Origin of the sequence: Mesorhizobium kowhaii, assembly GCF_042431665.1 — a bacterium.
GTDB classification, from domain to species: domain Bacteria; phylum Pseudomonadota; class Alphaproteobacteria; order Rhizobiales; family Rhizobiaceae; genus Mesorhizobium; species Mesorhizobium kowhaii.
Genome location: NZ_JBHLYT010000025.1, coordinates 53992 through 78326 on the forward strand (window position 1 = coordinate 53992; position 24335 = coordinate 78326).

Sequence of the window (24335 nt, forward strand, 5' to 3'; positions counted from 1 at the left end):
GACCTAGCGTCTGCAGCCATGGCTCGTCGCCCCAGCCATATATTGCCCCTCTAGCCATCACCCTAGCCATGAGGACTTCCCATGACGCGGCTCACGCTTTTTACCTCGCTTTGCTTGGCCGGCACGGCGCTGGCCTCGATTCCGGTTACAGCCATCGCTGCCCCGCCCGGCTACGACAAGATCGACACCGTCGTCGTCATCTATGCCGAGAACCGCAGCTTCGATAATCTCTATGGCGGCTTCCCCGGCGCCAACGGCCTGGCCAACGTTTCGGCCGACCAGGTGCACCAGCTCGACCGCGACGGCAAGCCGCTGACCGAATTGCCGCCGGCCTGGGGCGGCCTGACCGCCAAGGGCGTGACGCCGCCGGTGACCGAGGCGCAGTCGGCGCATCTCAGCAATGCCAGCTTCGCCATCGACGACGCCAGCGGCTTCAACGAGAAGACCTCCGTCATCACGCGCGACCTCTGGCATCGCTTCTACCAGGAGCAGATGCAGATCGATGCTGGCCGGAACGACAAGTTCGTCGCCTGGGCCGATTCCGGCGGCCTAGTGATGGGCCATTATGACGGCTCGGTGCTGCCGATGTGGGCGGTGGCGAAGAAGTATGTGCTCGCCGACAATTTCTTCCAGGGCGCCTTCGGCGGCTCCTTCCTCAACCATATCATGCTCGCCTGCGCCTGCGCGCCGGTCTATCCGCACGCCGACACCAGCCCGGTGAAGGGGCAGATCGCGGTCGTCGAAGCCGACGGCACGACGCTGAAGGTTGCCGACAACTCGCCGGCCTCGGCACTCGGCGGCGCGCCGAAATTCGTCAATGACGGTGCCATCACGCCCGACTTCTACGCCGTCAACACCATGCAGCCACCTTACGAGCCGAGCGCCAACAAGCCGGCCGAAGGCGGCGACAAGGCACTTGCCGATCCGGCGCAGCCGACCACGCTGCCGCCGCAGCACGACATCACCATCGGCGACCTGTTGTCGCTGAAGGGTGTCAGCTGGGCCTGGTATGCCGGCGCCTGGCAGGCCACGCTCGACGGCAAGAACGCGACGCCGGTGCCCAACTTCCAGTTCCATCACCAGCCGTTCAACTACTTCGCCGCTTACGCGCCCGGCACGGCCGCGCGAACCGAACACCTCAAGGACGGCGGCCTGGATGGCGCTGAATTCATCAAGGCGATCGACGACGGCAAGCTGCCGGCGGTGAGTTTCTACAAGCCGCAAGGCAATCTCAACGAGCATGGCGGCTATGCCGATGTGGCGAGCGGCGACCAGCATCTCGCCGATCTCGTCTCGCATCTGGAGAAGAGCCCGCAGTGGAGCCATATGCTGGTGGTCGTCACCTATGACGAGAATGGCGGCTTCTGGGACCATGTCGCGCCGCCGAAGGCCGACCGCTGGGGGCCGGGCAACCGCATCCCGGCCTTCATCATCTCGCCCTATGCGAAGATGGGCACGGTCGACCACACGCAATACGACACGACGTCGATCCTGCGCTTCATCACCGCCCGCTACGATTTGCCGGTGCTGTCCGGCATCGTCGCCCGCGACAAGGCGCTGCGCAACAACGACCAGCCGCCGATGGGCGACCTGAGTGCTGCGCTCGATCTCGGCCGCTAGGGCAGGGGAACGTATATTGCTCTAACTGCCTGATCTCCGGATCAGGTCGCGGCCGATCGGCTTCGGCGTCTCGCTGCGCAGCACCAGCGCCGTCGTGACCGCGCCGTGGCGGGCCACGGCGTCGACGATGGTTTCAAGCTGCGCCGGCGAGGGGACGACCACTTTCAGGATGAAGCAATCCTCGCCGGTCAGTCGGTGCACCTCCGTGATCTGCGGCATCTCGGCGAATTGCTTCAGGCAGGGGCGGATGTGCTCATGCGTGGTGCGCACCCGGATGATCGCCATCATGCCGAGGCCAAGGGCGGCCGGATCGATGACAGCGGTGTAGCCGGCAATGACGCCGCGCTCCTCCAGCCGTTTCACCCGCTCGGAGGTCGCCGGTTGCGACAGGCCGACCCGGCGGCCAAGCTCGGACATGCCGATGCGGCCGTTCTCCTGCATGGCTTCGACAATGGCGATGTCGGTCGGGTCGAGCGGCGCGCGCTCATCGCTGTTTTTCATGCCACTTTGAATCCATCGGAAATGCCGCGACTTTTCCGATGATTTCCCATTCTCGGGGTGGTGACAAGACGCCACCATGCTCTCCTGACTGATAGGAGCAAGGCAACATGACGCATTTCATCATCCTGCCCGGCAGCGGCGGTTCGGGTCCGGCGCACTGGCAAACGCGCTGGGAAAGCGCCAACCCGGCGATGCGGCGGTTCCAGCCATCGAGCTGGGACCTGCCCGATTTGACCGACTGGCTGGCGGCGCTGGAGGCTGCCGTGATCGAGGCGCCCGAACCGCCGGTGCTGGTCGCGCACAGCCTGTCCTGCCTGCTGGTGGCACATTGGCAGAAGATCTCGCGGCGCCCGGTCAAGGCGGCCTTGCTGGTCGGCGTTCCCGATCCGACAGCGGCCGTCTTCCCGACCTACGGCATGGCCTTTGCCAAAATTCCCGAGGGCCGGCTGCGCTTTGCCTCGCTGGTGGTGACCAGCACCAACGATCCCTATGGCGCGCCGGACTATGCAGAGGCGAGGGCGAAGCATTGGGGCAGCGGCCTTGGCATCATCGGCCCGTTCGGTCACATCAATGCCGAGAGTGGCATGGGCGACTGGCCGCAAGGTTTTGCGCTTCTCGACGGTCTCGTTTCTGAAAGCTAGCGTCAGCCGCCATTCACCAAGGCAAGGATGAGTTTTTGCAGATTGCCGCCCTGGCCGAGTTCGACGCGGTCGAAATCGCGGCTCGCTTGCCGCTGCGCCTGTGACAGTTCGGACAGGCGCTTCGTCATCTCGCTGCGGATCTTGCTGCATTTGGGGTCGCCGGCGACGCTGAGGCCGACGGTCGCTGTCTCGATCTTGCGCACCATGTCGATGATATCAGCGCCATGCACTTTTTCGTGGGCGCTGACGCCGGCGATGAAAACCTCCCAGTTTTTCTCGACGGCTGGCGGCAGCGGCGCTGAGGGGCTTGGCAAGGTGTAGGTGATGATGAGCTTCGGCCGTGCCGAGACCAGCACGCAGGCTCCGGCTCGCGCCTGATAGTCCCTGGTCCAGGTCAGCTTGAAATTGGTGTGGGCGATGGCGCGGGCAACGCCGAGCTTCGGACCGTTCTCGCCGATCGAGCGGTAGAGTTCCGGCCCGGACTGGCCCGAGATGGCGTAGGTCTCGACCTTCTCGACCGGCTTCCAGTCGGCATGGGCGGCGAGCGGCGAGGCAAGCAGGGCGGCCAGCAAAAGGCACAGACGAACACAGGCTCTCAACACCGCTCTCCGCACAATCAGGACAGGACGCCGCAACGGGCGATGCCACCGGATGGCTTTTCCTATAGAATGCCGACGGGTGCGGCCGCAAATGTCTGAGGGGGAAGTCATGAGATATCTCATCGTCGCGGGTGTGGTGGCGGTCTTGCAGGCCGCGCAGCCGGCGTTTGCCGCGTCGTGCAGCGGCTGGAGCGCCAAGATGGAGGAAGACGAGGGTGGCAGCGTGCTGACCGCCTCGGTCTGCGGCGGGCCGAAAGGTGATGCGCATCTGATGCTGACCTGTTTCGACACGCCGGTGCTGAGCTACGACCTCGGCGCCACCGGCCAGCAGCTGGAGCCCGGCATCAGCGGCGCCTTCGATTTCAAGGCCGACGGCAAGACGGTGACCAAGACGCTGCAGCTCGAAGCCATGTACAACTACTTCGTGGTGAACCTGGCCCGGGCCGATCCGCTGCTGGATCTGCTGCGCGGGAAAGGCGATGTCAGCGTCGGTGCGGCCAAATACGGCCAGACCAGCTTTCCGCTGAAGGGCTCGAGCGGGGCAATAGGCAAGGTGCTGGCGCAGTGCGGCAAGGCCGCGCCAGCGGATGGGGATTGAGGCGCGGGCCTTTGCAACACCGCCAACGCCAGTGTGATGCGGCGTCTACCGCGTGGTCTCGCCATGCGTCGCGACATAATCGATATCGGACCGGCTGATGCCGATGTCCTTGAGCATGAAGTCGGGCATCGCCTCCAGATGGCGTCGGTCGCGACGGTGGCGCCAGCGGCGCGCCAGGCGTGCCAGCAGGGTCGAGGGCAAGCGCCATTGTCGGGCGTTCCTCGGGACGCTTTCAATTTCGGTCATGGTTTCCTCGGAATTCAGCGCGAAGGGCTTGCCGGCGTCGCGCCGGCAAACCCTGACGAGGCGTCAGTCGCCCATCCTCATCGCATCGCAGGATACGGTGGGGTTCATGTCGGCGAAGGTGCCGGTCGGGTTCTTCTTCCACGCCCAGACATGCAGCTCGTAAAAGGCCCCGAGGCCATAGCGATTGGGCGCGCTGTTGAAGTTGAACAGCTGCCCCTCGAGTGAGGCCGGACCCTTCGAGGTGATGTATTCGACCGCCACCAGCTTCAGCATGCCGTCTGCCATCGGCTCGTACATCACCGCTTCCGGCTTGGCGAGATCGACCGCATCGTCCTTCAGGTAGGCTGCGTTGACATAGTGGATGCCCATGGCCCCACCGGTGATGCCGCTGGCGCAAGGGATCGGTGCGTAGCCTTCGGCGGTGGCCGTCGCCACATTCTCGAACCGGCCGTTGGTGGCGCGCACCTTTTGCGCCAGGACGTTCATGTCACTGGCTACAGAGGTGTTGGCCCCATGGGCATGAACCGCCGTCAACGCGACGGCGGACAGCATGGACAGGGCGGCAAGGCGCCGGGTCCAAGGAAAGATTGTCATGTTAACTCCATAAGCTTGCTATCGCGCACCGGCCGTATCGGCCCGAGCGCCTCGGTCGTGGACGGACGCGTGGTCCGCCACCATGGCTGGTTAGGCGCCTGCGGTCTGCGGGCCGATGAAGGCGGCGATCTCCGTCACCTTGTTGGCGGGAAAGCCGCCCTCGCGGGCATGCCGCTTGATGATCTCGGCGCTTTCGGCCTCGTGCACGCAGTAGATCTTGTCGCCGGCGACATAGGAGGTGAGCCATTTGTAGGGTACGCCGAGGCCGGCCACGACCTCGTTGGACTTGGCCGAGATCTCCTTGAGCTCGTCGGCACTCAGCCTGTCGGCGCCTGCGATCTCGCGTTCGATGATGAAAGTTGGCATTGTCGGTCTCCGTTGTAGGTTGACGGCCCGATAAAACCGATCGACGTTCGACCCGGTGTGCTGCCCGCCAAGGAAACGCCGCGAGAACGGTCACACGCTTCGTCCCACGGTGGTGGCGCATGCCATTTGCGAGGATGGGGCAGGCACATGGTGGAAAAATTGGGCGCTACCATCAGGCTTCTTGGCGACCCCGCCATTCTCGATGCGAATGGGCGGAGCCAACCTGTGCGTGGTCATCAGGCCTGGGCGCTGCTGGCCCGCGTGCTTCTGGCGCGCGCGCCGCTCGACCGGCGCACACTTGCGGCGGAGCTGTTTCCCGAGACCGTCGATCCGCTGGGTTCGCTGCGTTGGTGCCTGGCCTCGCTGCGCAAGGCGCTCAACACCGCCGACTGTCTGAACGGTGACCCGATCGAGGGCCGCTTTGCCGACGATTTGGACATCGACGTGCTGCGCCTCGACCGCGACGATTTCGACATCGAGGCCGCCGGCCCGCTGCTCGGCGCGTTGGAGCCGCGCTGCAGTCCGGAATTCGCCACCTGGCTGCTGGTCGAGCGCGAGCGCATCGCCGGCATCGTCGAATCCCGGATTCGGCAGGAAACCATCCGCGCCATGTCGGTCGAGGATCATGGCCGCGCCACGCGGCTGGCCGAACTTGGCGTGCGGCGCAGCCCCTATGACGAAAGCGCGCATATATTGCTGGTAAAGAGCCTGGCGTTGGCCGGCCGCTACCAAGCGGCGCTCGAACAGGTCGAGGCGACCGAGGCTGTGTTCGTGGCCGAGCTTGGCGAAAAGCCGTCGGCCGCGTTGCGCAGTGCGGCGCGCCGCACCATCTCGTCTCCGCCCAGCGGCATCTCACGCCAGGCCTTCGTCATCTCGCTGATGCAGTCGGGGCTTGCCGCGCTTTCGGCGGGTGCCGTGGACGCCGGCATCGACTGCCTGCGCCGCGCCGTGCGCGACGCCGAAAAGCACAAGGATGCGCATCTGACCTCGCGCGCCATGTTCGAGCTTGGCGCAGCGCTTGTGCATTCGGTCAAAGGTTATGACGACGAAGGCTCGGTGCTGCTGCGCCAGAGCACGGAATTGGCGCGTCAGGGGGGCAATGCAGCCATCGCTTCGGCGGGCTTTCGCGAACTCGGCTATGTCGAGGCGCTAGCCGGGCGGCGCCCGTCGGCCGCGACCTATCTCGCGCAGGCGCTGGAATTGGCCGGTGGGGACGACGATTTGGCAGGCATCCATGGCGTCATCGGTTTCAATCTGGTCGACTGGGGTCGGGTCGGTGAAGGGCTCGATCACTACGCGCTGTCACTGGAGCAGGCGCGCTCGGCCGGCAACCGCCGCCGCGAGATCTGGTCGCTGGGACTTGGCGGCTGGGGGCTGCTCGCCGCCGATCGGTTGGAGGAAGCCGACCTCTGGCTGGCGGACTGCCTGGCGCTGGTCGAAGAACAACGTAGGATGTCGTTCCGGCCTTGGCCGGTGGCGGTGCTCAGCGAATCCCGCACCCGCCAGCAAGCGCGTCCCGATGATTTGCGTCCCGGCTGGAGGAAGCCTTTGCGCTGAGCTGTCAGATGAACGATCCCTGCTGGGAAGGGGCTGTGGCCCGCGCGCTGGCGTTGACCTATGCAGCAGAAGAGGCGTTCGAGCCGGCCATGGAGTGGTTGGGCGAGGCGCGCCGGCGCTGCATGCGCGACACCGACAGTTATGCCGGTTTGCAAGTGGAAATCCTGGCGAGCCAGGTGGAAGTCAATCTGAAGCTGGACCGGCCTGAGACGGCCGACGCCGTCGCGCGAGAATGGCTGGCGCTGGCGGCCAGAACGCACCGCGATTCGCATGTCGCCCGCGCCGCCGGCTTTGTCACGCGGCGCAGCTGAACCTACCGGAACAGTGTGCCCAGCCTGATCGTGGCCGCCAAAAGCTCCTCGTCCGAAAACCCCGAAAAGCCCAGCACCAGGCCTTTGCGTGTCGGACCGCCGATGAACATCGAGGACAAGGCACGGGCGCCGACGCCCGCCGCTTTCGCCGCCTCGACGATCGCGGTGTCCGGTCCGGCCCCCTTCAGCGTCGCCATCAGGTGCAAGCCCTGTTCGGGCACGGTCACGTCGAGGCTGTCGCCGCAATGCACCTCAAGGCCGGCGGCCAGCACGTCGCGCGCGGCCTGGACGCGGCGGCGCACGCGTCTCAGATGCGCGGCGAAATGGCCTTCGTTCAACAGGTCGGTCAGCGCGCCTTCGGCCAGCGTCGAGGGGAAGCGGTCGGAGCGCGCCCTGACCGCCATGACGGCATCGAGCAGCGCTTCCGGCACCACGACATAGCCGATGCGCAGGCCGGGGAAGAGGATTTTCGAGAAGGTGCCGAGATAGGCGACGCGGCCCGCGCCATCCATGCCTTGCAGCGAGGTCAGCGGCGGGCCGGCATAGCGGAACTCGCTGTCGTAATCGTCCTCGATGATCCAGGCATCGTTGCGCCGCGCCCAGTCGAGCAGCGCCAGGCGGCGGCGCATCGTCATCGTCACGCCGAGCGGATATTGATGCGAGGGCGTGACATAGGCCGCGCGCGCCCTTGGGCAGAGGCTTTCGCCGATCTCGGGATCGAGCCCTTCCTCGTCGACCGGAACGCCGACAACCCTGGCGCCGCTGCCGGCCAGCACGGCATGCGCCATGGGATAGCAGGGGTTTTCGATCCAGACGGCGTCACCTGGCCGGATGGCGGCGCGCGCCAAAAGATCCAGCCCCTGCTGCGTGCCCGAGGTCAGCACGATCTGGCCGGCATCGCAGCGCACGCCGCGCGCGGTCCTGAGATAGGTTGCTATCGCGCTGCGCAGGGCGAGGCCGCCACGCGGATCGCCATAGCGGAAATGCTCCGGCCCGGGGCGGGCGAGGTGGCGCGACAACAGGATGCGAAACAGGTTCAGCGTGCGCGGATTGGATACCGCCACGCCAAGGCCGCAAGGCAGCGAGGCCGCGATGTCGATCTCGGGTGGACGCGGCCTGATCATGGCAACCGGCAGATGCGGCACGTCAGGCGCGACGAAGGTGCCGGCGCCGACCTTGGCTGTGGCAAAGCCCTCCGAAATCAGCATTTCGAAACAGGCGACCGCCGCCGAGCGCGACAGGCCGAAGCGTTGGGCGAGGTCGCGGGTGGTCGGCAATTTGGCGCCGGCGGCCAGCGCGCCGGTCTCGATCAGCCGCCGCAGTGCCGCATAGAGCTCGCGGCTGCGCGGGCCATCGCCCGGCAGGACCGGGATCAGCGCCGACCAATCCGGTGGATTGGTCTGAATTTTCTCACTGTGATTGGTTCTTTTATCGACCAATGCCATGACGCATGGTTGGCAGACTAGAGACAAGGATGCAAGCCGTGAACGACGTCGCCGCCAGCTTTCCGACCACCAGCCGCAACCGGGTGAAGCGCCTGCACGAGCGCGGCAGCTACGACCGTGCCGCCGTCTTCGCGGTGCTGGATGCCGGGCTGTTGTGCCATGTCGCCTACACATTCGACGGCCAGCCCTATTGCACGCCGACCATCCATTGGCGCGAGGACGATAGGATCTACTGGCACGGCTCTTCGGCCAGCCGCATGCTGCGCCAGCTGCGCGGCGGCACGCCGGCGTGTCTCACAGTGTCGCATCTCGACGGGCTGGTGCTGGCGCGCTCGGGCTTCAACCATTCCGCCAACTACCGCTCGGCAATGTGCTTCGGCACGGCGCGGATCATCGATGAACCGCAGGAGAAGCTGAAGGCGCTGGCCGGTGTCGTCGACCGCTTCTACCCCGGCCGATCCGAGACGCTGCGGCCCATTTCAGTGCAGGAAGCCAAGGCGACGACGGTTATCGGCATGCGCATCGAGGAGGCGTCGGCCAAGGTGCGCGCCAAGGGCGTCGGCGACGACGAGGAGGATTACGGGCATCCGGTGTGGGCCGGCGTCATTCCGGTGCGGATGGTGATCGGCGCTGCCGAGCCGTGCCCAAGGCTGCTGCCTGGTATCGAACGGCCGCAAAACCTGTCCGGCTATGCCGAGGGCGAAAGGCTCGATCGAGCGCTGATGCAGGCGCAACTGGTGTATGAAGGTGAACTGTAGCCTGTAAAGTTGGCACCCCCACTGCCAACTGAAGTGCCTTGCCGCCACCGGCACTGCGCCGTAAGTCATGCAACCATGATCGAATTCCGCCGAGCGCAAGCGTCCGACCTGCCTAATATCGTCGCGATGCTGGCCGACGATCCGCTTGGCGCCGGCCGTGAGGACACCTCGGTGCCGCTGGCGCGCGGTTATGTCGATGCCTTCAACGCCATCGACGCCGATCCCAACCAGCTGCTGGCGGTCGCCGTCGACGGCGCCGAGGTGATCGGCACGTTGCAGATCACCTTTCTTGCCGTGCTCTCGCACAAAGGTGCCTGGCGCGGGCAGATCGAGGCGGTCCGGATTGCCAGCCACCGGCGCTCGGGCGGGATCGGCAGGCAGATGATCGATTGGGCGATCGCGCAATGCCGCGCACACAACTGCAGCCTGTCCAGCTCACCACCGACAGGTCGCGAGCGGACGCGCACCGCTTCTATGAGGACCTCGGCTTCACCGGCAGTCATCTCGGCTGCAAGAAGACCTTGTGATGCCAGGCGCGGTTCCAGGCCGGCCGCGACTGGCGTATAGCGGAAGGCTGTCAGGCTCTATTCAAATTGCCGGGGAGGGCTGATATAGGTCAGTCAGGTTGACCTATATAAAAATTGTCGCGGGAGGCGCGCTTTGACGTTGATGAATCTGTTGGCTTCGCGCTCGTCGCGCATGAAGGCGTCCGAAATCCGCGAACTGCTGAAGCTGCTCGACCAGCCGGACATCATCTCGTTCGCCGGCGGCATTCCCGACCCGGCGCTGTTTCCGGCCGAAGCCATCCGTGACGCCTATGCCGATGTGCTGGGCGGCGGCGAGGCAGGCGCTGCGCTGCAGTACCAGGTCTCGGAAGGCTATCTGCCGTTGCGGCGCTGGCTGGCCGGGCAGATGGGCAAGCTCGGCGTCGCCTGCGACGAGGCCAACATCTTCATCACCTCCGGCTCGCAGCAGGCGCTGGACTATCTCGGCAAACTGTTCCTGTCGCCGGGCGACACCGCACTGGTGACATGGCCGACCTATCTCGGCGCGCTGCAGGCGTTCAACGCCTATGAGCCGCGCTATGAGCGGCTGACGATTGACGGCGGCAACATGACGCCGGCGGCCTATCGCGCTGCCGCCGCCACGAATGGCGGCCGGGCCAAGTTCGCCTATCTGGTGCCGGATTTCGCCAACCCGACCGGCGAGACGTTGAACCGCCAGCAGCGCGAGGCCGTGCTCGACCTCGCCGGCGAGCTCGACATTGCCGTCATCGAGGACGCCGCCTATCGCGCGCTGCGCTATGACGGCGAGGGCGTGCTGCCGATTCTGGCGCTCGACTGCGCCCGTTCCGGCGGCATCGACAAGGCACGCACGCTGTATTGCGGCTCGTTCTCGAAAATCCTGTCGCCGGGCATGCGCGTCGGCTGGGTGTGTGCGCCGCGCCATATCGTCGAGAAGCTGGTGCTGATGAAACAGGCCTCCGACCTGCACAGCCCGTCGATCAACCAGGTGGTGATGCACCGCGTGGCCGAGGCCGTGTTCGACGGCCAGGTGGAAAAACTCATCGGCGCCTATCGCGAGCGCCGCGACGGCCTGCTCACGGCACTCGAAGCCAACATGCCGGCAGGCGTGACCTGGAGCCGCCCGGAAGGCGGCATGTTCGTCTGGGTGACGCTGCCCGAGGGGTCCGACGCCACAGCACTTCTGGCGCGGGCGGTGAAGGAGGCACGCGTCGCCTTCGTGCCCGGCAGTGCGTTCTTTGCCGACGCAACCGGACGCAACACGTTGCGGCTGTCGTTCACGCTCGCCGACCGGCGCGCCGTGAGCGAGGGCATACCCCGGCTGGCGGCGATCCTGAAGGGCTGAGCCCACGCCTGATGTCGGCACCCTACGCCGCCACGTTCACCAGCTGATTGAGATTCGAAAGCCTGCCGCGAGCCAGCTTGCGGATTGGGTTTTCGAACCCTTCCTCGCCGGTTTCGACGACGAAGACCAGTGTCATGAAATCCAGCATGAACTCGTCGATGGCCGCCGTGATCATCTGCGATCTGCCCTTGAAGCGACGCAGCAAAGCGTTCGCTTCTTTGATGCTGCCGACGCCGGCACTGTCGACCAGTGCTTCGAGCCTCTGAAAACTGTCCAACTTAATTCCTCCGAGCCGCGTCACAAGAACCTGGCTCCGAACAAAAGGTTCCAGCTGAACGGGATTGATCGCCTGACGCATGATCCGGCTTCCGAGGACAGACAACCCGCTGGCGGATTTTTTTGTTCGAGGTGGAACCTCTGCGGCACATAAAAGTTCTCACCATGTCTGATCCCCCGTCAGACGTCTGAAAGCTCGTTATGAGCTTTCCAAAGGCCCGCCGGATCCCCCTCCCGGCGGGCTTTTCTGTTTGAAAGATAGACCGAGGGCTCCAGGGCAGGACGTGTGGTAGGACTTGGCGGTCAGCAAGCACCCACATTGACGGCGTCCTGTCCGAGCCTAAATTCGAAAGCCTTGCGAGGAGGAATTTTCATGGAACTGCATCGCGGCCGGCTCATCGACCATATCCAGCTGGTGGTCAGGGATTTGACTGCCAGCCGGCGTTTCTACGAGGCGGTCCTGCAGGTGCTCGATGTTCCGATCGGCGGCACCGGCGACGACTTTTTCTGGGCCGACGAACTGTTCGTCTCCAGTGCCGACAGCCCGGCGGCACTGGGAAAGCTCACCGGCCGCCATCATCTCGCCTTCCAGGCAAGGGACCACGCCATGGTCGATGCCTTCTACAAGGCCGGGCTCGCCGGCGGCGGCAAGGACAATGGCGCGCCGGGCGAGCGGCCCTATCATCCCGGCTACTACGCCGCCTTCCTGCTCGATCCGGACGGCAACAACATCGAGGCCGTCCATCACGGGCCGGCCGCGCGCAGCGCCCCTTCGATAAAAATCACCTTTTGAGTGACTTTCTATCCGTCTCGTATCCTCGTATACGAGAATCCGCAAACTGATCAAGGAGTCGCATGAGTCCGCTGCCTGAAACCGTGCCGTTTTTCAGCCAGTGGGAAACATCAGACATGACCATGGACGTGCTCGCCGAGGGTGCTGAAGTCGCGCTGCGGCGCGATCCGCTGTGGCAAAATTCGGGGGCGGAGACACCGGACGAATATGCAATCTGGGCCGCCAATATCTGCGGCATGGCATGCCTGAAGATGATCCTGGCGACGCGCGGCGAGATCGTGCCGACGATCGAGCTCGCCAGGCGATGCACTAGATATGGCGGCTATGTCGTCACCGCGGGCTCGATCAAGGGGCTGATCTATGCACCGTTCGCTAGCTTCGTGCGGGAGGTTTTTGGCCTGCAGGCCGAGGTGATGACCAATGTCGCGACGTCAGACATTCCGGCGATCCTGGCGCGGCCGCGCTTCTTCATCGCTTCGGTCAGCAGCTCGATCCGCTGGCCCGAGCGCGAGCCGCCCTCGAAGGGCGGCCATCTGGTGCTGGTCACCGCGGTGTCGGACAAGTGTTTCCGCTTCCACAATCCGTCCGGCCATACCAGTGCCACACAGGAGAACGCAATGTTGGCGCCGGCCGATTTCGACCGCTTCGCCAATCGCGGCATTGCGGTCGCCATTTGATTTTCGACAGTTGAGGAGTTTCGATGACGGACAAGACAAGGGTTGGGTAGTGCATCAGTTTGAAATTGCGGCTTCGCGCTTTTTGTAATTGCCGCGACGGCCAGCCTTCGGGGCGGCAGCGTCAACCATGTCGGCAATATCGGCTACCGACCAAAGCTTTTCCGTCACGCCAGCCGCCATTGCAGGGGAAACCCGGAGCGTTTTGTGAATGCGCGCGAAATTGTAATGCATGTAGTGGAGCGCGACCGACAGTGCGTGATTTTCGACCTTTTTCGAGAAGGCGTTCGTCAACCGCGTGAACCGGCGCATTGACATGCGCATAGTCAAATTCTGCCGCTCGACGTAGGAGGTGGAGACGTGCGCTATGTCGGGGTTTCCCTCGATCCTATGCTTCTCAATGCCAATGCATTCCGCAGGGCTGTAGCGGCCCTTGGCGCTCTCGGAAGTGGCACCATAGACCTTGTGCAAGACGGCATAGTCAACGTCGGCACCGAAAGAGCCTTCGATAGCTTCAAGGTAAGCGCGATGGCCGTCTGTGGTGATCTGGACGCGATTGCGAAGCCGTGAGGCGAGATCATCGACAAAGGAAATCGCTGTCATGCCCGAACGGTCGCCGATCCGCCATGATGGAACAAGCTTCGTATCGGCATCAATGGCAACCCACGTCCAAACGTCGCCAGCCTCATCTGGCGCAGCTTTCGCAGCCGCGACGTTCTTCTGCTTCGCGTAAACGAACGACCAGATTTCGTCCAACTGCACCCTTTTGCAAGGCAGATCGCGAAGCGCCTCATCCTGATATGCGAGGCAGGCGCGGCCAGCGTCAACGAACAGCTTGGCAACCGTGTTGAAGGCCGTGTCGGTGATCCGTGCCGCAGCCCGCAAGCTGTTTCCCTCGACCAGCAAGTGGAGGATTTGAATACGCTTTTCGCGGGGCAGCTTGTTCATGCCCCTAATATAAGAACCATCTTGCTTGGCGTCAAGCATGAACGTTCAGGTATTAATTTTGCCTGCGCGGGAACTGGAGCACGTTTCCCGACTCCAAATCGACCACACCGTGATTTGCTTGGCGGATAGATACAGGCATTTGCGGACTTGAACTTTGGCTTAAGGAGCCAGGCTCAAGGCTAGCGATGTCTTCGATTTCTCGTGGCGGATGAGGAAGCGCCGAGGCAATTGCAGCTTTCGAGAATATTCCTGAGTTGAACATAGCCTCAAAACCTCGCCGTAACATTCTCGGTCTTTCCATCTTCATTTCTGTGTCGAAGGGTTCCCTCCGAATACCTCGCCATCGCCGCTTAGTCATACTGCGGAACAAAATCCCAATTTCCTCAGCATCGATCAAACCAAGGTCACCGGCCCGCACAACCATTGCCGAGATCGCCATGCCCCATCGCCGCTTCAATGCACAAAAATAGTCGAGAGAAACCGAGCCAACTTCCTCCAAAAAAGCATCACGAGGAAATAGAAGCGCGCCGGCAAATCGGAATGCCTGTTTCTCCATTATCTTGTGGGTGGTAGGATGTCGCGCTTGAGCTACGCTAACATTCTTGTGCAAAATATAGTGGCCAAGCTCATGCGCGGCATCTAGCCTTGCACGAGAACAGCTTGCGTTCTCGATATTTATGCCGACAAAAACTTTGTCCAGCAAATTAGATTTAAAGCAAAATCCATCCTGTTTCTCTGATGAAAAGTTAATGGTGGTGACCGGTATCCCAGAATTCTCAAGCGCCAGAATCATATCTGGAATAGGTTCCGATCGTAGTCCCCACGCCTGTCTGACCTCCATAGCAACACGCTCGATCATTTGGCCCGTAATAAAATGTACGTCGGCAGGCACGTCGAAATCAGGCAACGGTGAAAACCCGAAATCAACTTCTGAACCGAGATATGCGTAAATCTCACAAAGCCAACGCATTCGCTGCTCAGTCATTTCTCGTGCGCTTTTGCTTTCTGATGCTTGAGATCGCCAATGCACGAGCTCGATCTGTTCGGGCCACGCTGCACTCAGGAAAAATTCAATTGGGAAGTTGAGCTGGCGAGCGATAGCTTCAAGCCGGTCGGCTGGCGGCCTGTCTACACCATCTTCATATCTGGTAATTGCCGTACCTGTTACGCCAATCAGATCACCTAAGGCATTTTTGAAAAGGCCCCGCGAAAGCCGCGCTTCCCGCAAACGCTCGCCGTGAAAAGTCTTTACCCCGATACTCATGCCTTAAACCCTGCATTGCGCTTGTTGCGCTTCAGCTTGGCGACAACCCTGTCGCGCTGAACATTTCCATTAATCTCCATGGTCGGATCGGGCGTGATGTCAGCGTTGCCGAGGCCGAACATTGCAACCCGATGGAGATCAAGCCGCATAACCCACATGGAATAAGACGCGTCGGGAACCGCGAGCAAAAGGCCGCCGAGTGCAAGATGCTCACGTTTGAATCTAGAGCCAGCGGCTCCATGGAGAAGGACTGCCAGAATGTCGCCGGACCAATCCAAGATGCGGCTCGGCTGATCGCCGAGATTGAGTTCAAGTTGCCGGATCAAGCTGTGGGTGTCCGCCAGATCGCGCTTGTAATCCGAAACCCTAGGCTTTTCGGACAATTCGAGCATTGGTTCTTGGATCAGCACCACCCGACCAATCTTTACGATCAGTTTCTGTTGGCCGTTGCACTCCAATGCCCGGAAATTATAAGGCACGCCGTGCTTTTGGCATGAGCGCACAAGTGCGTTGACAGCGCAGCTGCCTCGTCTGTCGGCAAACTGCTCGAGCTTCATTTCCACCGGCAAGGCACGATTCGCGCGCAAATCTTCGTACAGGAGGTGATATTCCCAAGCCAGGTCGACGGCTACGGACTGCAAAAATTCAGGATCAATGTCGTGAGCGAGAATCTGGCGAGAGAGGTCTAGATTTGTCACGGGCGAATCCTTCAGCCGCGAAGCAACTGAAGTCAGTTTGGACAAATGCCTAAAAAAGTCAAGTCTGGGACCAGCGTTTCGCAGCCGCTTTCTTGGCAATCTCGGCGCGCCGCTCTGGCGTCATGTTCTTTGCACGAGCTGCGCCGCCAAGTCTGCCGAGCGCGGCCGCGGCTTCGTTCTTCGACGGTTCGACCGGCGCAACGTCTTCGGCTTCACCGACGCTGATATCGACGATCATCTTGCCGAGTTGGTTGGGATCGCGCGGACGCTTGGGTTTAGCTTGGGATGGCATAGTGACTCTGCCTCTGCTTGGCGCTAAGCATATAACTTCGACAAACGGGCTTCAAGGGCAATAGCAATGTCAAATCTCGTGGCGATCCTGATATTCTCGGCCGTCCTTATTGCGATCCAATCCGCTGTGATGATTTTTCGTGGGAAAAGTTGGGGACCAACCTCCTCGCGGCTCGTGGGGTTTACGGTCGTGGTTCTCGCTGTGCTTATTCTGGCTTTTTCTGAAATTCCAGCCGAACAGCGCGCGCCCGCCTACGCGTTGCTAGGTGTGGTCGCCGGCTTCCTCGCAGGAAGGCCTTCAGACTCTGGAGAGAACGGATAGCGATTTCAAACTGAGGCACTACCAAGGGTTGCCATCCTTTATGGCGGGCGTTCGGCCGAACATGACGTGTCGCGCCTCTCGGCCGCCAATGTGCTGAAGGCGATCGACCGGACGCGTTATGAAATCGTGCCGGTCGCCATTTCCAGGGATGGCAGGTGGCTGCTGCAAGGTTCGTCGGTCGGCGACGCGGCTGGGGCTCCGGTATCCGAGGACGGTGTGGAGGTCGCGCTGCTGCCCGGCGGCAAGGGCAGGCTGGTCGCCGTGTCGCGGGATGGAACGCAGCCTGACCCCGTCGATGTCGTCTTTCCGGTGCTGCACGGGCCGTTCGGCGAGGACGGCTCGGTGCAGGGCTATGCCGAGGTCGCCGATGTCGCCTATGTCGGCTGCGGCATCCTCGCCTCGGCCGCCGCCATGGACAAGGATGTCGCCAAGCGGCTGATGCGCGAGGCCGGCCTTGCCGTCGCCCGCTCGGTGACCTTGCATCGAAACGATGTCAGTTCATTCCAGGAGATCGCCGGGGCGCTCGGCTTGCCGTTCTTCGCCAAGCCGGCGCGCCAGGGATCGTCCTTCGGGGTGAGCAAGGTGGATGACAGGGACGGCTTCCAGCAGGCCATCGAAACGGCTTTCCGCTATGACGGCAAGGTGCTGATCGAGGAGTTCGTCGAAGGCCGCGAGATCGAGTGCTCGGTGCTGCAGCGGGCCGACGGCACGCTGACGGTGTCGCTGCCCGGCGAGATCATTCCGGCCGGCAAGCACGGCTTCTACACCTATGAGGCCAAATATCTCGATGCCGACGGCGCGGTGGTCAAGGTGCCCGCCGATGTTCCGGCCGCAGTCGCCGACAGGGCAAGGGAGATGGCGCGGCAGGCTTTTCAGGCGCTCGGCTGCGAGGCCATGGCGCGCGTCGATTTCTTCCTGCGCGCCGACGGCAGTCTGCTGGTCAACGAGGTCAACACGCTGCCCGGCTTCACCGACATCTCGATGTATGCCAAGGCGCTGGCGGCATCAGGCATAGGCTACAGCCAGACCATCGACGTGCTGATCGAGCACGCGCTGGCCAGGCATGGGGCGCGAACAGTCTGAGTCTTTGCCAGGGAAATGCTGATGGCGGCCGCCTGATCGGGCTTTACGCGATGTGGGGCCTTTACGCGATGTGGGGCGGCGGATTTTCCGCCGCCCCACATCTTACCGGTCACGGATGATGATGGATATGCCTTTCGGCATCGACTTCCCCAACCGTAAAGCTCTGGAAGCCCGGCATGAGCTGCCATACGGCTGCAAGGCCGATGATCAGATAGGCCAAGCGGGCCAGCATGGCGCCCCCGAGGACCGTGCCGATTACGTCATAGCCCGTTACACCCATGGACAGAAAGTTGAGACCGCCAAGGATGATCAGGGCGAGGGTGACGAGGTTCATGTTGCGCATAAACGCCTCCTAATGTTGCCTGAGAAAAAGACGTCTGCAAAAAAACGCCTGCCGTTTCAAACGGTTCCGGAGATCACGAAATTGTGAACAACCGCTACGATCCGTGAATGCGGCCAGCTTACTCGACCCGGCCTACTCGACCAGGATATGCGCCTCGCGCGCGGCCTCGACAAAAGCCTCCCTGGCGATGTCGGGGGACACTTCGCCGCTCGTCGCCCGGCGGCAGGCGCGCAGCGCGGACTGATGTTTCACGCTGCCTGCGTCGCGCCAATGTGTCGTGAGCAATTCGATGGCTTGCTGGGTATTGGACAGGTTGCGGGTGGAACCGGTGACACCGACCGAAACCACCACGGGTTTGGAGAACCATGCGGTTTGCATTGGAACCTCGACTGCGTTGCAGTCGTAAACGCTTCTGGGCGGCGTTGGGTTGCATCGTTGCCAATCACTGTAGCGTGAGGCCACCGGCAGACGCATCCAGGCTCACCGCTGCCCAGCCATCACGGTCACGATGTCACCAGGGGACGGTGCGGCCGAGATAATCCCCTGCTTGGCGAGAAGGACGTTCACCAGGCCGGGAACGCTCTCTTCGATGCTCAGCCGCCCGTCCGGACCGCCCAGATCGGTTCGGACCCAGCCCGGCGCCATCACCACCATGGCGCGCGATGTCCCGGCCTGGCGGGCGGCGAAGCTTCGCATGAACATGTTCAGGGCGCCTTATGGATACTTTGTCGTGGCCGGGGGGCTCGGATCGCCCTCGAGCTCCTTCGGCAGTGGCAAACTCGAGCACTGCAAATGTATTTCGCGGGCGAAGATCTTTCGCTCCTTTTGCTCGTGCTCTTTGATGGCTGCTGCGAGCCCTAATCCGTAGGGACCAAGGAAGATACCGGTCCCCCAACCGGGATGCTCTTTTTCGCGAGCATCATAGTTCGAAGCGTCAACACGGGCCTGTTGGCACTCCGGCGATACCCATTTCGGGTCTTGCGTCGAAAGCGACGCTCCATAGTCGACCGGAGAGCTCACACATCCAGTTACTGCCGTGGCCAACGCGACTAACACTGCAAGTCTCATTCCGGATATTCTCCACAGCATTTTCGAGAGTACATAGAACCCTCCTCGCGACAAGGGGACCGCTGCGATGAGACTGGGGAAATACAGTTCCCGGTACCATCGATTTACCGAGGGGACATGAATGTCTGTTCTGGCGCACGTGCTTGTTCTGGCTGCTGAGCCGAACGGCAACGTCCCACCCATCTCGGCCATTTCCGGCAGCCAGCCGATTGAGTTATGATCCTTGCCCCATCCCGATGGATTCGGGATGGGGCCTTATCTCTTGTTTTGAGCATGATCTCCAGCGAAAAGCCGTTCCGACTCTTCGGACCATGCCACGCGCGCTCTACCGGTCGACCATCGCCATGGCGCGGCCGGGATGGCGCGGGCCGGAGATTTTCGCGGCGCCGGTGCTTCGTCGAGTGCGGCCATCTCGCGCCATCCTGATCAATGCCCCGCAGCCAGTGACGAGCAACTCGTCACTGGCGAAAGTTGCACGCCGGCTCAATATGCCCGATCATGACCGTTGGCAGGGGGAGAAACCAAGTGACGGCCAATCGTCGAAACGGCACGGCGTCTCCGGCTCAAGGGTTGGAGGACATTCTTTCGGCCGCAGCGCCCCGCCCGCGAACGTCATTGCCCAATGTGGCGACCACCGTCACGACGGTGGCGGCGCTGTATTTTGGGCGCGAGGTTTTCCTGCCGATCGCCATCGCGCTGCTGCTGACCTTCGCGCTTGCGCCGCTCGTCTCGGCGCTCAAACGGGTCGGCATCCCCAGGATTGCGGCTGTCATCGCCAGCGTGCTCAGCGCTTTCGCGGCACTTGCCCTGTTCAGCTTCATTGTCGTCACGCAGGTCAGCGAACTGGCGCAGAACATCCCGGTCTACCAGACCAACATCCTGACCAAGATCCGGTCGCTCAAGGAAACCGGTGTCGGGGGAGGGATCATTGCCAAATTGAGCCGCGTGGTCGAGCGTGTCGGCCAGGAGATCGACAGGCAGGACGCGTCGCTGCCGGCCGCCACGCCGGAAAAGCCACCACGCGAGCCGGTGCCCGTCGAGATCATCGCGCGCGAAAGGCCGCTCGAGGTCCTGCAGAACATCGTCGGCCCGCTGATCAGCCCGCTCGGATCGGCCGGGCTGATCATTGTCGTGGTTATCTTCATGCTGCTCGAACGGGAGGATTTGCGCGACCGCTTCATCCGGCTTGTCGGTTATGGCGACCTTCACCGCACCACCGAGGCGCTCCAGGAGGCCGGCAAACGGGTGGGCCGCTATCTGCTCATGCAATTGGTCGTCAACATCGTCTACGCCATACCGATTGCAGCCGGACTGTGGATCCTCGGCATTCCGAACGCACTGCTCTGGGGGCTGCTGGCGCTGGCGCTGCGTTTCGTTCCCTATATCGGCCCGGCCATAGGCATGCTGCTGCCGCTGTTCCTGGCGCTGGCCGTGGCACCCGGCTGGTCGCTGGTCCTGTGGACGGCCGCCCTGTTCGTGGTGATGGAGCTGGTCACCGGCAACGTCGTCGAACCCTGGCTCTACGGTTCGCGAACGGGGCTGTCGCCGCTGGCGATCATCGTTGCGGCCATCTTCTGGACGTGGCTCTGGGGGCCGCTCGGACTGATCCTGTCAACGCCGCTCACCGTCTGTCTGGTGGTGCTGGGCAGGCACGTGCCGCAGTTTGAATTCCTCGACGTACTGTTCGGCAACGAGCCCGTGCTCGAACCCCATGCGCGCCTCTACCAGCGGCTGCTGGCTGGTGATCCGGAGGAAGCCACCGACCACGCCGAGGAGATGCTGGAAGAGAAATATCTTTTCGAATTCTACGACAAGGTGGCCATTCCGGCACTTCTGCTGGGCGAGCGCGACCGTGTGCGCGGCGTCATGGGCGACCTGCAACGACGGCAGGTGGCGGCCAGTGCCCTGACGCTGGTGGCCAACCTCGACGACGACGCGCAACAGGAAGCGGCCGAGGAGGATGTCCCGCCCGAGGCCGGGGAGCCGGGCGACCATGACGATGCCGCGGGCGCGGACGAGGCCGACCTGCCCGATGGCACGGATATGTCGGTGCTGTGCGCCGGCGGGCGTGGCGAACTCGACGATGCCGCCGCGGCGATGCTTGCGCAGGTACTGGAAGTGCAGGGCGCGACAGTGTCGAAGGTGGGCTTCGCCGACATCGACCCTGCGAACATTCGCCGCCTTGAGCTCGATGCCATCGACACGGTCGTGGTCGGCTTCCTGAACCGGGATTCCGTCAAGCACGCGCGTTTTCTGGTTCGCCGGCTGAAGCGTGCGAAGGCCGCACTTCGGGTGGGCATCGTGTTCTGGTCGGAGACCGGCAATGACGACAAGGAAACGGCCGAGAAGCTTGCCCATGACATGAACGCGGATTTCGTGGCCCATGGCATGGTCGACGCCGTGGTCGGCGCGCTGTCAAACGAGCCGCCGGTTGCCGTCAAGCTGATCGCCAAACGCCGTATGCGCCGGCAGCGGTCCGCCCCCAAAAAGGTTCAGGCCGCAACCGCGAGCTAGGGTCGTGTGCGTTCACTCCGGCTTGGTGGTCCAGGCACCTATCTCCGATCGGCCCATCAACGTGCCGCCGGCACCGACCTCCGAAAGGATACGGTCAGCGAGTGTAAAGGGCTCGACCTGCGAAGCTGCCACGATCCCTAGCCTCGCCATGGTCGGCAATTGTGTCTCCACGAGATCGGTCACAAGGTGCACAACGTCAACTGCCCGTGGTCCTGACGAGATGACCGCCTCCAACCTCAGGATCGGCGAGGGTAAACCAGCCTCTTCAAACAGAGAGGCAAGTCGCGCACCAAGGCGCACCTGCGCTCCCGCCCCTCGATTGTACGGCTGAGCCACCCGCATACCTGATCGTATGTTGGCGACGGGGGCGACGAACGAGCGCCATCCCAGTCAAGTTCGTGGAATACGACGACCCCACCAGGCCGCAAATGACGGACGATCTGTCGGAGCGACTGTGCTGGATCGGGTATGAACTGGAGAACGTAGCGACCAACTATCGCATCGAATGGTTCGTCAAAAATCAGTTCAGCCGGATCGCCGTGTCTGAAGGAGATTCTGCCTGCCTCGGCATTCTTGGCGCGCAGTTCCGCCCGTTCGACAGCTGCAAGGGCAAGGTCAGTTCCCACAACCTCGCCAGTCGGTCCAACGAGTTCGCTGCAGAGAAACGCGACATCGCCGGCCCCGCTGCCGATATCGAGGATGCGCATACCTTTTGCGATCCCGGCAGCTTCCAGAAAGCGACGCGTGATCGGATCGATCAATCGTGCCTGGGTACTGAGGCGGCGCAGTTCCGCCTCTGCATGCCCCAGCACGTAGTCAGCATCGTTCATCGAGACCCCCAATGTGCCTAATTCTAGCACGGATCGCGACGCTCGCTACGTCCAGCGCCAGTGTCTCGACTTGGCGCCACTTTCTCGTTCCAATCGACGAGACGAATGGCAGCATTTGACCCGATCCCGCCATTGCGGATAGCCGGCGAGAACGTCGCGAGAGGGTGGTAAAGCGGCCAGGGGTCACTGACTCAGTAGGCTTCGATTGTCAGAATTGCGTTCTGGAATCGCTTGGCCTCAAGGTCCTCAGGCGTAATCCAATATTGAAGCGGCCCCATCTCCCCGACGGTCCAATTGAGCGCCATATCTGGCCCAAGTTGAAGCAACAGCAGGTAGCGGTCCTTCATCTCGTCGGCTGCGACCTGGACGACTTCACCCTTGCCAAGCATCTGATGGCTACGGGACAGGTGACGGGGAGACAGGGCGGCTACGACGTCAGGGCCTATGAGGGCTGCCCCGTCCGGATCTGTCAGTCCCCCCTCGGCGCCTTGGATCGCCGCGATTGAAAGCCAATCATTCATCACCAGCGGAAGTTGACGGCGATGCGGCCGCCGTGCCGAAGATGACGGCATGCCGTTGACGCGCAAGTCCTCCAGGAAGGCTAGGATTTGTTGCTTCAGCTCGGCAGGAGGTGCGTCATATTCCTTCAGTCCGGCATGAACCGTCGGAAAGAATGCGTTGAACATCTTCGAACCGAACGCCGACAGTTCGCGCTGCGCCACCCGTAGCCGCTTGGCCTCCGGATCATCTTCGGCAACATCGCCAAGCGCCTTCAGTTGTGCCGCGACATCGGCCGTCTCTTCGCGGTGATAGGCCTCCACAAGCTTCCGAACGATCCGCGCAGAATGCCAATTGGCCGGAAATCCCGGGTACGGCGTCCAAAGCATGTCTTTCGGCGCATGATGGGCGGAGAGCAGCGGATCGGGGGCGATTTGCGGACCGTAGAAGGCCTCAACCCTTTCGGTCCGAATTTTGTCCGCGACCTCGAAAGCATGACCTTCGTCCGCACGCGCCGCGACTTCGGCGTCGGTCGGCTCCTCGATCCAGGCAAACTCGACCTCGACCCGATCATAGTGAGTTCGCTTGCCCCGCAAGATTTCGTCCATCGGATCCGATCCCAGAATCTTGGCGGTGAAGGGCATGTCAAGCGGCCCCCACTTCTGTGTCACTTGACGCGGTTCATACCGCGTCACGAAGTGCATCGCGTCCGCCCCAAACGTGTCGGACATCGGCGCGAAGAAATAGAGATAGCCCTTTTCGGGCAGCAGATCTCGTCCAGGTCCCGGCGGCAGATCCGAACAGTCGATTTGCGCCATGAAATTGAGGCGCTCGAGCAATCCCTTCCGATTGTGAACCGTCGGCCAGTCGAATTCATCGGGGACAATCGGCAGCCCGCCAAAATAGCTCATGCTCCGTTGGGGAAGGCGCGGCGGAAAGACGTGTTTGATCGCGATGCGCGCGGCTTGCCCATGTTCGATCGCTTGGCGGCCATCTTCGGAAATCGGCGGGATCTTGCGCTCGACATGCGCTTTGAACTTCGCCTTGCGCTGGTCGTCGCTGTCCTTGGCTTGCTGCTGTATTTCGGCGATCAGCTTTTCTGCTGCAGAGTTAGACCGGGGCGATGCAGCATGGGCCGCTTGAGACGATGCCAGCGTGCGCTGACGCGCCTTGCCGACCGGCAAGGCGGAACTGTCCCGAGCGTCGTTTGACGGTTCGGTCATATCGGCGAGTGGGGAAGAGGTTCTCTCACGCCTTGGCTGTGGCTTGCCTTTTGAAGCCGAACCGGAAAACAGCCCGGCAATGCCTTTTCCTCCGCGATAGATCAGGCTGCCAACGATCAAGAGCATCGCCCCGACCACAAGCAGCGGCATCAGCTTTTCCATGACGCTTACCCCCCAATCCTATCGTCAGCTAAGTCACCCCTCCCGACACCAAATTATTGCCGTCATAAGGGGCGTTGCGCAAGCAAGGGGCCATGCCGATCCTCAATCCGTTTGCCTGATACGGGTCGGATCGCAGCGTTCCCGATCGGCCATCCATGAGCACCTGGCGCGTAACGGCCTTTCGGACGAGCGGCTTCGAATGTCCGTTCCCACACTTTGCAGTCGTTCCGTTGCGGTCGCCGC

29 protein-coding genes and 1 pseudogene are annotated in these 24335 nt (G+C 62.5%); 13 read left to right on the forward strand and 17 right to left on the reverse strand.

The features are described 5' to 3' along the window. Positions 1–81: 81 nt before the first annotated feature. Positions 82–1620 carry an acid phosphatase gene (locus tag ACFFNA_RS16180; protein WP_378919764.1) on the forward strand — a complete coding sequence of 513 codons (1539 nt, stop codon included), beginning with the start codon at positions 82–84 and terminating at the stop codon, positions 1618–1620. A gap of 21 nt (positions 1621–1641) precedes the next feature. On the opposite strand, the gene ACFFNA_RS16185 is transcribed toward ACFFNA_RS16180, so the two are convergent. Then, positions 1642–2121: an Lrp/AsnC family transcriptional regulator gene (locus ACFFNA_RS16185; protein ID WP_378919766.1), complete on the reverse strand. Its 480-nt coding sequence runs from the start codon at positions 2119–2121 to the stop codon at positions 1642–1644. Between the two features lie 107 nt (positions 2122–2228). Here ACFFNA_RS16185 and ACFFNA_RS16190 point away from each other — a divergent pair, with 107 nt between their 5' ends. Next, complete coding sequence (locus ACFFNA_RS16190) at positions 2229–2762, forward strand: RBBP9/YdeN family alpha/beta hydrolase (RefSeq protein WP_378919768.1); 534 nt, start codon at positions 2229–2231, stop codon at positions 2760–2762. A gap of 2 nt (positions 2763–2764) precedes the next feature. Here ACFFNA_RS16190 and ACFFNA_RS16195 read toward each other — a convergent pair whose 3' ends face one another. Then, positions 2765–3361, reverse strand: a complete 597-nt coding sequence (locus ACFFNA_RS16195; RefSeq protein WP_378919770.1) for a DUF922 domain-containing Zn-dependent protease — start codon at positions 3359–3361, stop codon at positions 2765–2767. 109 nt (positions 3362–3470) lie between these two features. On the opposite strand from ACFFNA_RS16195, the gene ACFFNA_RS16200 reads away from it, so the two are divergent. Continuing rightward, positions 3471–3959 (forward strand): hypothetical protein, encoded by a 489-nt coding sequence (locus ACFFNA_RS16200; protein ID WP_378919772.1) that lies wholly within the window; start codon positions 3471–3473, stop codon positions 3957–3959. A gap of 45 nt (positions 3960–4004) precedes the next feature. Here the strand turns inward: ACFFNA_RS16200 and ACFFNA_RS16205 are convergent, their stop codons facing one another. The 3 genes from ACFFNA_RS16205 to ACFFNA_RS16215 all read right to left on the reverse strand — a co-directional run bounded on the left by ACFFNA_RS16205 (position 4005) and on the right by ACFFNA_RS16215 (position 5165). Next, a complete protein-coding gene (locus ACFFNA_RS16205) occupies positions 4005–4205 on the reverse strand; it encodes a YjiS-like domain-containing protein (RefSeq protein WP_378919774.1) in 201 nt (66 codons plus the stop codon). A 63-nt stretch (positions 4206–4268) separates the two neighbouring features. After that, on the reverse strand, positions 4269–4799 hold the full coding sequence (locus tag ACFFNA_RS16210; RefSeq protein WP_378919776.1) for a hypothetical protein: 531 nt from the start codon (positions 4797–4799) through the stop codon (positions 4269–4271). Between the two features lie 90 nt (positions 4800–4889). After that, complete coding sequence (locus ACFFNA_RS16215; RefSeq protein WP_378919778.1) at positions 4890–5165, reverse strand: DUF4242 domain-containing protein; 276 nt, start codon at positions 5163–5165, stop codon at positions 4890–4892. A 225-nt stretch (positions 5166–5390) separates the two neighbouring features. Here ACFFNA_RS16215 and ACFFNA_RS16220 point away from each other — a divergent pair, with 225 nt between their 5' ends. After that, the gene (locus ACFFNA_RS16220) at positions 5391–6722 is read left to right on the forward strand and encodes an AfsR/SARP family transcriptional regulator (RefSeq protein ID WP_378919780.1); all 1332 of its coding nucleotides are present in this window, start codon (positions 5391–5393) and stop codon (positions 6720–6722) included. A 35-nt stretch (positions 6723–6757) separates the two neighbouring features. Continuing rightward, on the forward strand, positions 6758–7033 hold the full coding sequence (locus ACFFNA_RS16225) for a hypothetical protein (protein WP_378919782.1): 276 nt from the start codon (positions 6758–6760) through the stop codon (positions 7031–7033). 2 nt (positions 7034–7035) lie between these two features. Here ACFFNA_RS16225 and pdxR read toward each other — a convergent pair whose 3' ends face one another. Continuing rightward, positions 7036–8478: a MocR-like pyridoxine biosynthesis transcription factor PdxR gene (gene pdxR / locus ACFFNA_RS16230; RefSeq protein ID WP_378919784.1), complete on the reverse strand. Its 1443-nt coding sequence runs from the start codon at positions 8476–8478 to the stop codon at positions 7036–7038. Between the two features lie 5 nt (positions 8479–8483). On the opposite strand from pdxR, the gene ACFFNA_RS16235 reads away from it, so the two are divergent. From ACFFNA_RS16235 to ACFFNA_RS16245, 3 genes and pseudogenes are all read left to right on the forward strand, one after another. Continuing rightward, the gene (locus ACFFNA_RS16235) at positions 8484–9236 is read left to right on the forward strand and encodes a pyridoxamine 5'-phosphate oxidase family protein (RefSeq protein ID WP_378919786.1); all 753 of its coding nucleotides are present in this window, start codon (positions 8484–8486) and stop codon (positions 9234–9236) included. Positions 9237–9311: 75 nt separating this feature from the next. Continuing rightward, a pseudogene (locus ACFFNA_RS16240) lies at positions 9312–9763 on the forward strand (GNAT family N-acetyltransferase). A gap of 142 nt (positions 9764–9905) precedes the next feature. Beyond that, positions 9906–11105: an aminotransferase-like domain-containing protein gene (locus ACFFNA_RS16245; RefSeq protein ID WP_378919919.1), complete on the forward strand. Its 1200-nt coding sequence runs from the start codon at positions 9906–9908 to the stop codon at positions 11103–11105. A 22-nt stretch (positions 11106–11127) separates the two neighbouring features. On the opposite strand, the gene ACFFNA_RS16250 is transcribed toward ACFFNA_RS16245, so the two are convergent. After that, positions 11128–11463: a hypothetical protein gene (locus ACFFNA_RS16250; protein ID WP_378919788.1), complete on the reverse strand. Its 336-nt coding sequence runs from the start codon at positions 11461–11463 to the stop codon at positions 11128–11130. A gap of 291 nt (positions 11464–11754) precedes the next feature. On the opposite strand from ACFFNA_RS16250, the gene ACFFNA_RS16255 reads away from it, so the two are divergent. Both ACFFNA_RS16255 and ACFFNA_RS16260 read left to right on the forward strand, forming a co-directional pair. After that, the gene (locus tag ACFFNA_RS16255) at positions 11755–12174 is read left to right on the forward strand and encodes a VOC family protein (protein ID WP_378919790.1); all 420 of its coding nucleotides are present in this window, start codon (positions 11755–11757) and stop codon (positions 12172–12174) included. A gap of 62 nt (positions 12175–12236) precedes the next feature. Next, complete coding sequence (locus ACFFNA_RS16260) at positions 12237–12851, forward strand: C39 family peptidase (protein WP_378919792.1); 615 nt, start codon at positions 12237–12239, stop codon at positions 12849–12851. 54 nt (positions 12852–12905) lie between these two features. Here ACFFNA_RS16260 and ACFFNA_RS16265 read toward each other — a convergent pair whose 3' ends face one another. From ACFFNA_RS16265 to ACFFNA_RS16280, 4 genes are read right to left on the reverse strand one after another with little or no spacing between them, the layout of a single operon-like run. Beyond that, positions 12906–13796, reverse strand: a complete 891-nt coding sequence (locus ACFFNA_RS16265; protein ID WP_378919921.1) for an IS1 family transposase — start codon at positions 13794–13796, stop codon at positions 12906–12908. Between the two features lie 52 nt (positions 13797–13848). Then, positions 13849–15060: a helix-turn-helix domain-containing protein gene (locus tag ACFFNA_RS16270; protein ID WP_378919794.1), complete on the reverse strand. Its 1212-nt coding sequence runs from the start codon at positions 15058–15060 to the stop codon at positions 13849–13851. Continuing rightward, on the reverse strand, positions 15057–15758 hold the full coding sequence (locus tag ACFFNA_RS16275) for a hypothetical protein (protein WP_378919796.1): 702 nt from the start codon (positions 15756–15758) through the stop codon (positions 15057–15059). Before ACFFNA_RS16275 ends, ACFFNA_RS16270 begins: the two co-directional genes overlap by 4 nt. Before the next feature lie 58 nt (positions 15759–15816). Beyond that, a complete protein-coding gene (locus ACFFNA_RS16280) occupies positions 15817–15996 on the reverse strand; it encodes an RNA-binding protein (RefSeq protein WP_378919797.1) in 180 nt (59 codons plus the stop codon). A 120-nt stretch (positions 15997–16116) separates the two neighbouring features. On the opposite strand from ACFFNA_RS16280, the gene ACFFNA_RS16285 reads away from it, so the two are divergent. Both ACFFNA_RS16285 and ACFFNA_RS16290 read left to right on the forward strand, forming a co-directional pair. Then, complete coding sequence (locus ACFFNA_RS16285; protein ID WP_378919798.1) at positions 16117–16371, forward strand: hypothetical protein; 255 nt, start codon at positions 16117–16119, stop codon at positions 16369–16371. A 33-nt stretch (positions 16372–16404) separates the two neighbouring features. After that, positions 16405–17454 (forward strand): D-alanine--D-alanine ligase family protein, encoded by a 1050-nt coding sequence (locus ACFFNA_RS16290; protein WP_378919923.1) that lies wholly within the window; start codon positions 16405–16407, stop codon positions 17452–17454. Positions 17455–17563: 109 nt separating this feature from the next. Here the strand turns inward: ACFFNA_RS16290 and ACFFNA_RS16295 are convergent, their stop codons facing one another. The 4 genes from ACFFNA_RS16295 to ACFFNA_RS16310 form a co-directional block, all read right to left on the reverse strand. After that, positions 17564–17797 (reverse strand): DUF378 domain-containing protein, encoded by a 234-nt coding sequence (locus ACFFNA_RS16295; protein WP_111543459.1) that lies wholly within the window; start codon positions 17795–17797, stop codon positions 17564–17566. Positions 17798–17929: 132 nt separating this feature from the next. Continuing rightward, positions 17930–18175 carry a DUF982 domain-containing protein gene (locus ACFFNA_RS16300; RefSeq protein ID WP_111543460.1) on the reverse strand — a complete coding sequence of 82 codons (246 nt, stop codon included), beginning with the start codon at positions 18173–18175 and terminating at the stop codon, positions 17930–17932. A gap of 102 nt (positions 18176–18277) precedes the next feature. Beyond that, entirely contained in the window at positions 18278–18499 is a 222-nt protein-coding gene (locus ACFFNA_RS16305; RefSeq protein ID WP_378919801.1) for a Rossmann-fold NAD(P)-binding domain-containing protein, read from the reverse strand. A gap of 12 nt (positions 18500–18511) precedes the next feature. Continuing rightward, complete coding sequence (locus tag ACFFNA_RS16310) at positions 18512–18865, reverse strand: hypothetical protein (protein WP_111543805.1); 354 nt, start codon at positions 18863–18865, stop codon at positions 18512–18514. A 525-nt stretch (positions 18866–19390) separates the two neighbouring features. On the opposite strand from ACFFNA_RS16310, the gene ACFFNA_RS16315 reads away from it, so the two are divergent. Further along, positions 19391–21379: an AI-2E family transporter gene (locus ACFFNA_RS16315; protein ID WP_378919803.1), complete on the forward strand. Its 1989-nt coding sequence runs from the start codon at positions 19391–19393 to the stop codon at positions 21377–21379. 236 nt (positions 21380–21615) lie between these two features. Here the strand turns inward: ACFFNA_RS16315 and ACFFNA_RS16320 are convergent, their stop codons facing one another. Beyond that, positions 21616–22209: a class I SAM-dependent methyltransferase gene (locus tag ACFFNA_RS16320; protein WP_378919805.1), complete on the reverse strand. Its 594-nt coding sequence runs from the start codon at positions 22207–22209 to the stop codon at positions 21616–21618. Positions 22210–22400: 191 nt separating this feature from the next. Next, positions 22401–24092, reverse strand: coding sequence for a DUF1963 domain-containing protein (locus ACFFNA_RS16325; RefSeq protein WP_378919807.1), 1692 nt, complete (start codon positions 24090–24092; stop codon positions 22401–22403). Between the last annotated feature and the right edge of the window lie 243 nt (positions 24093–24335).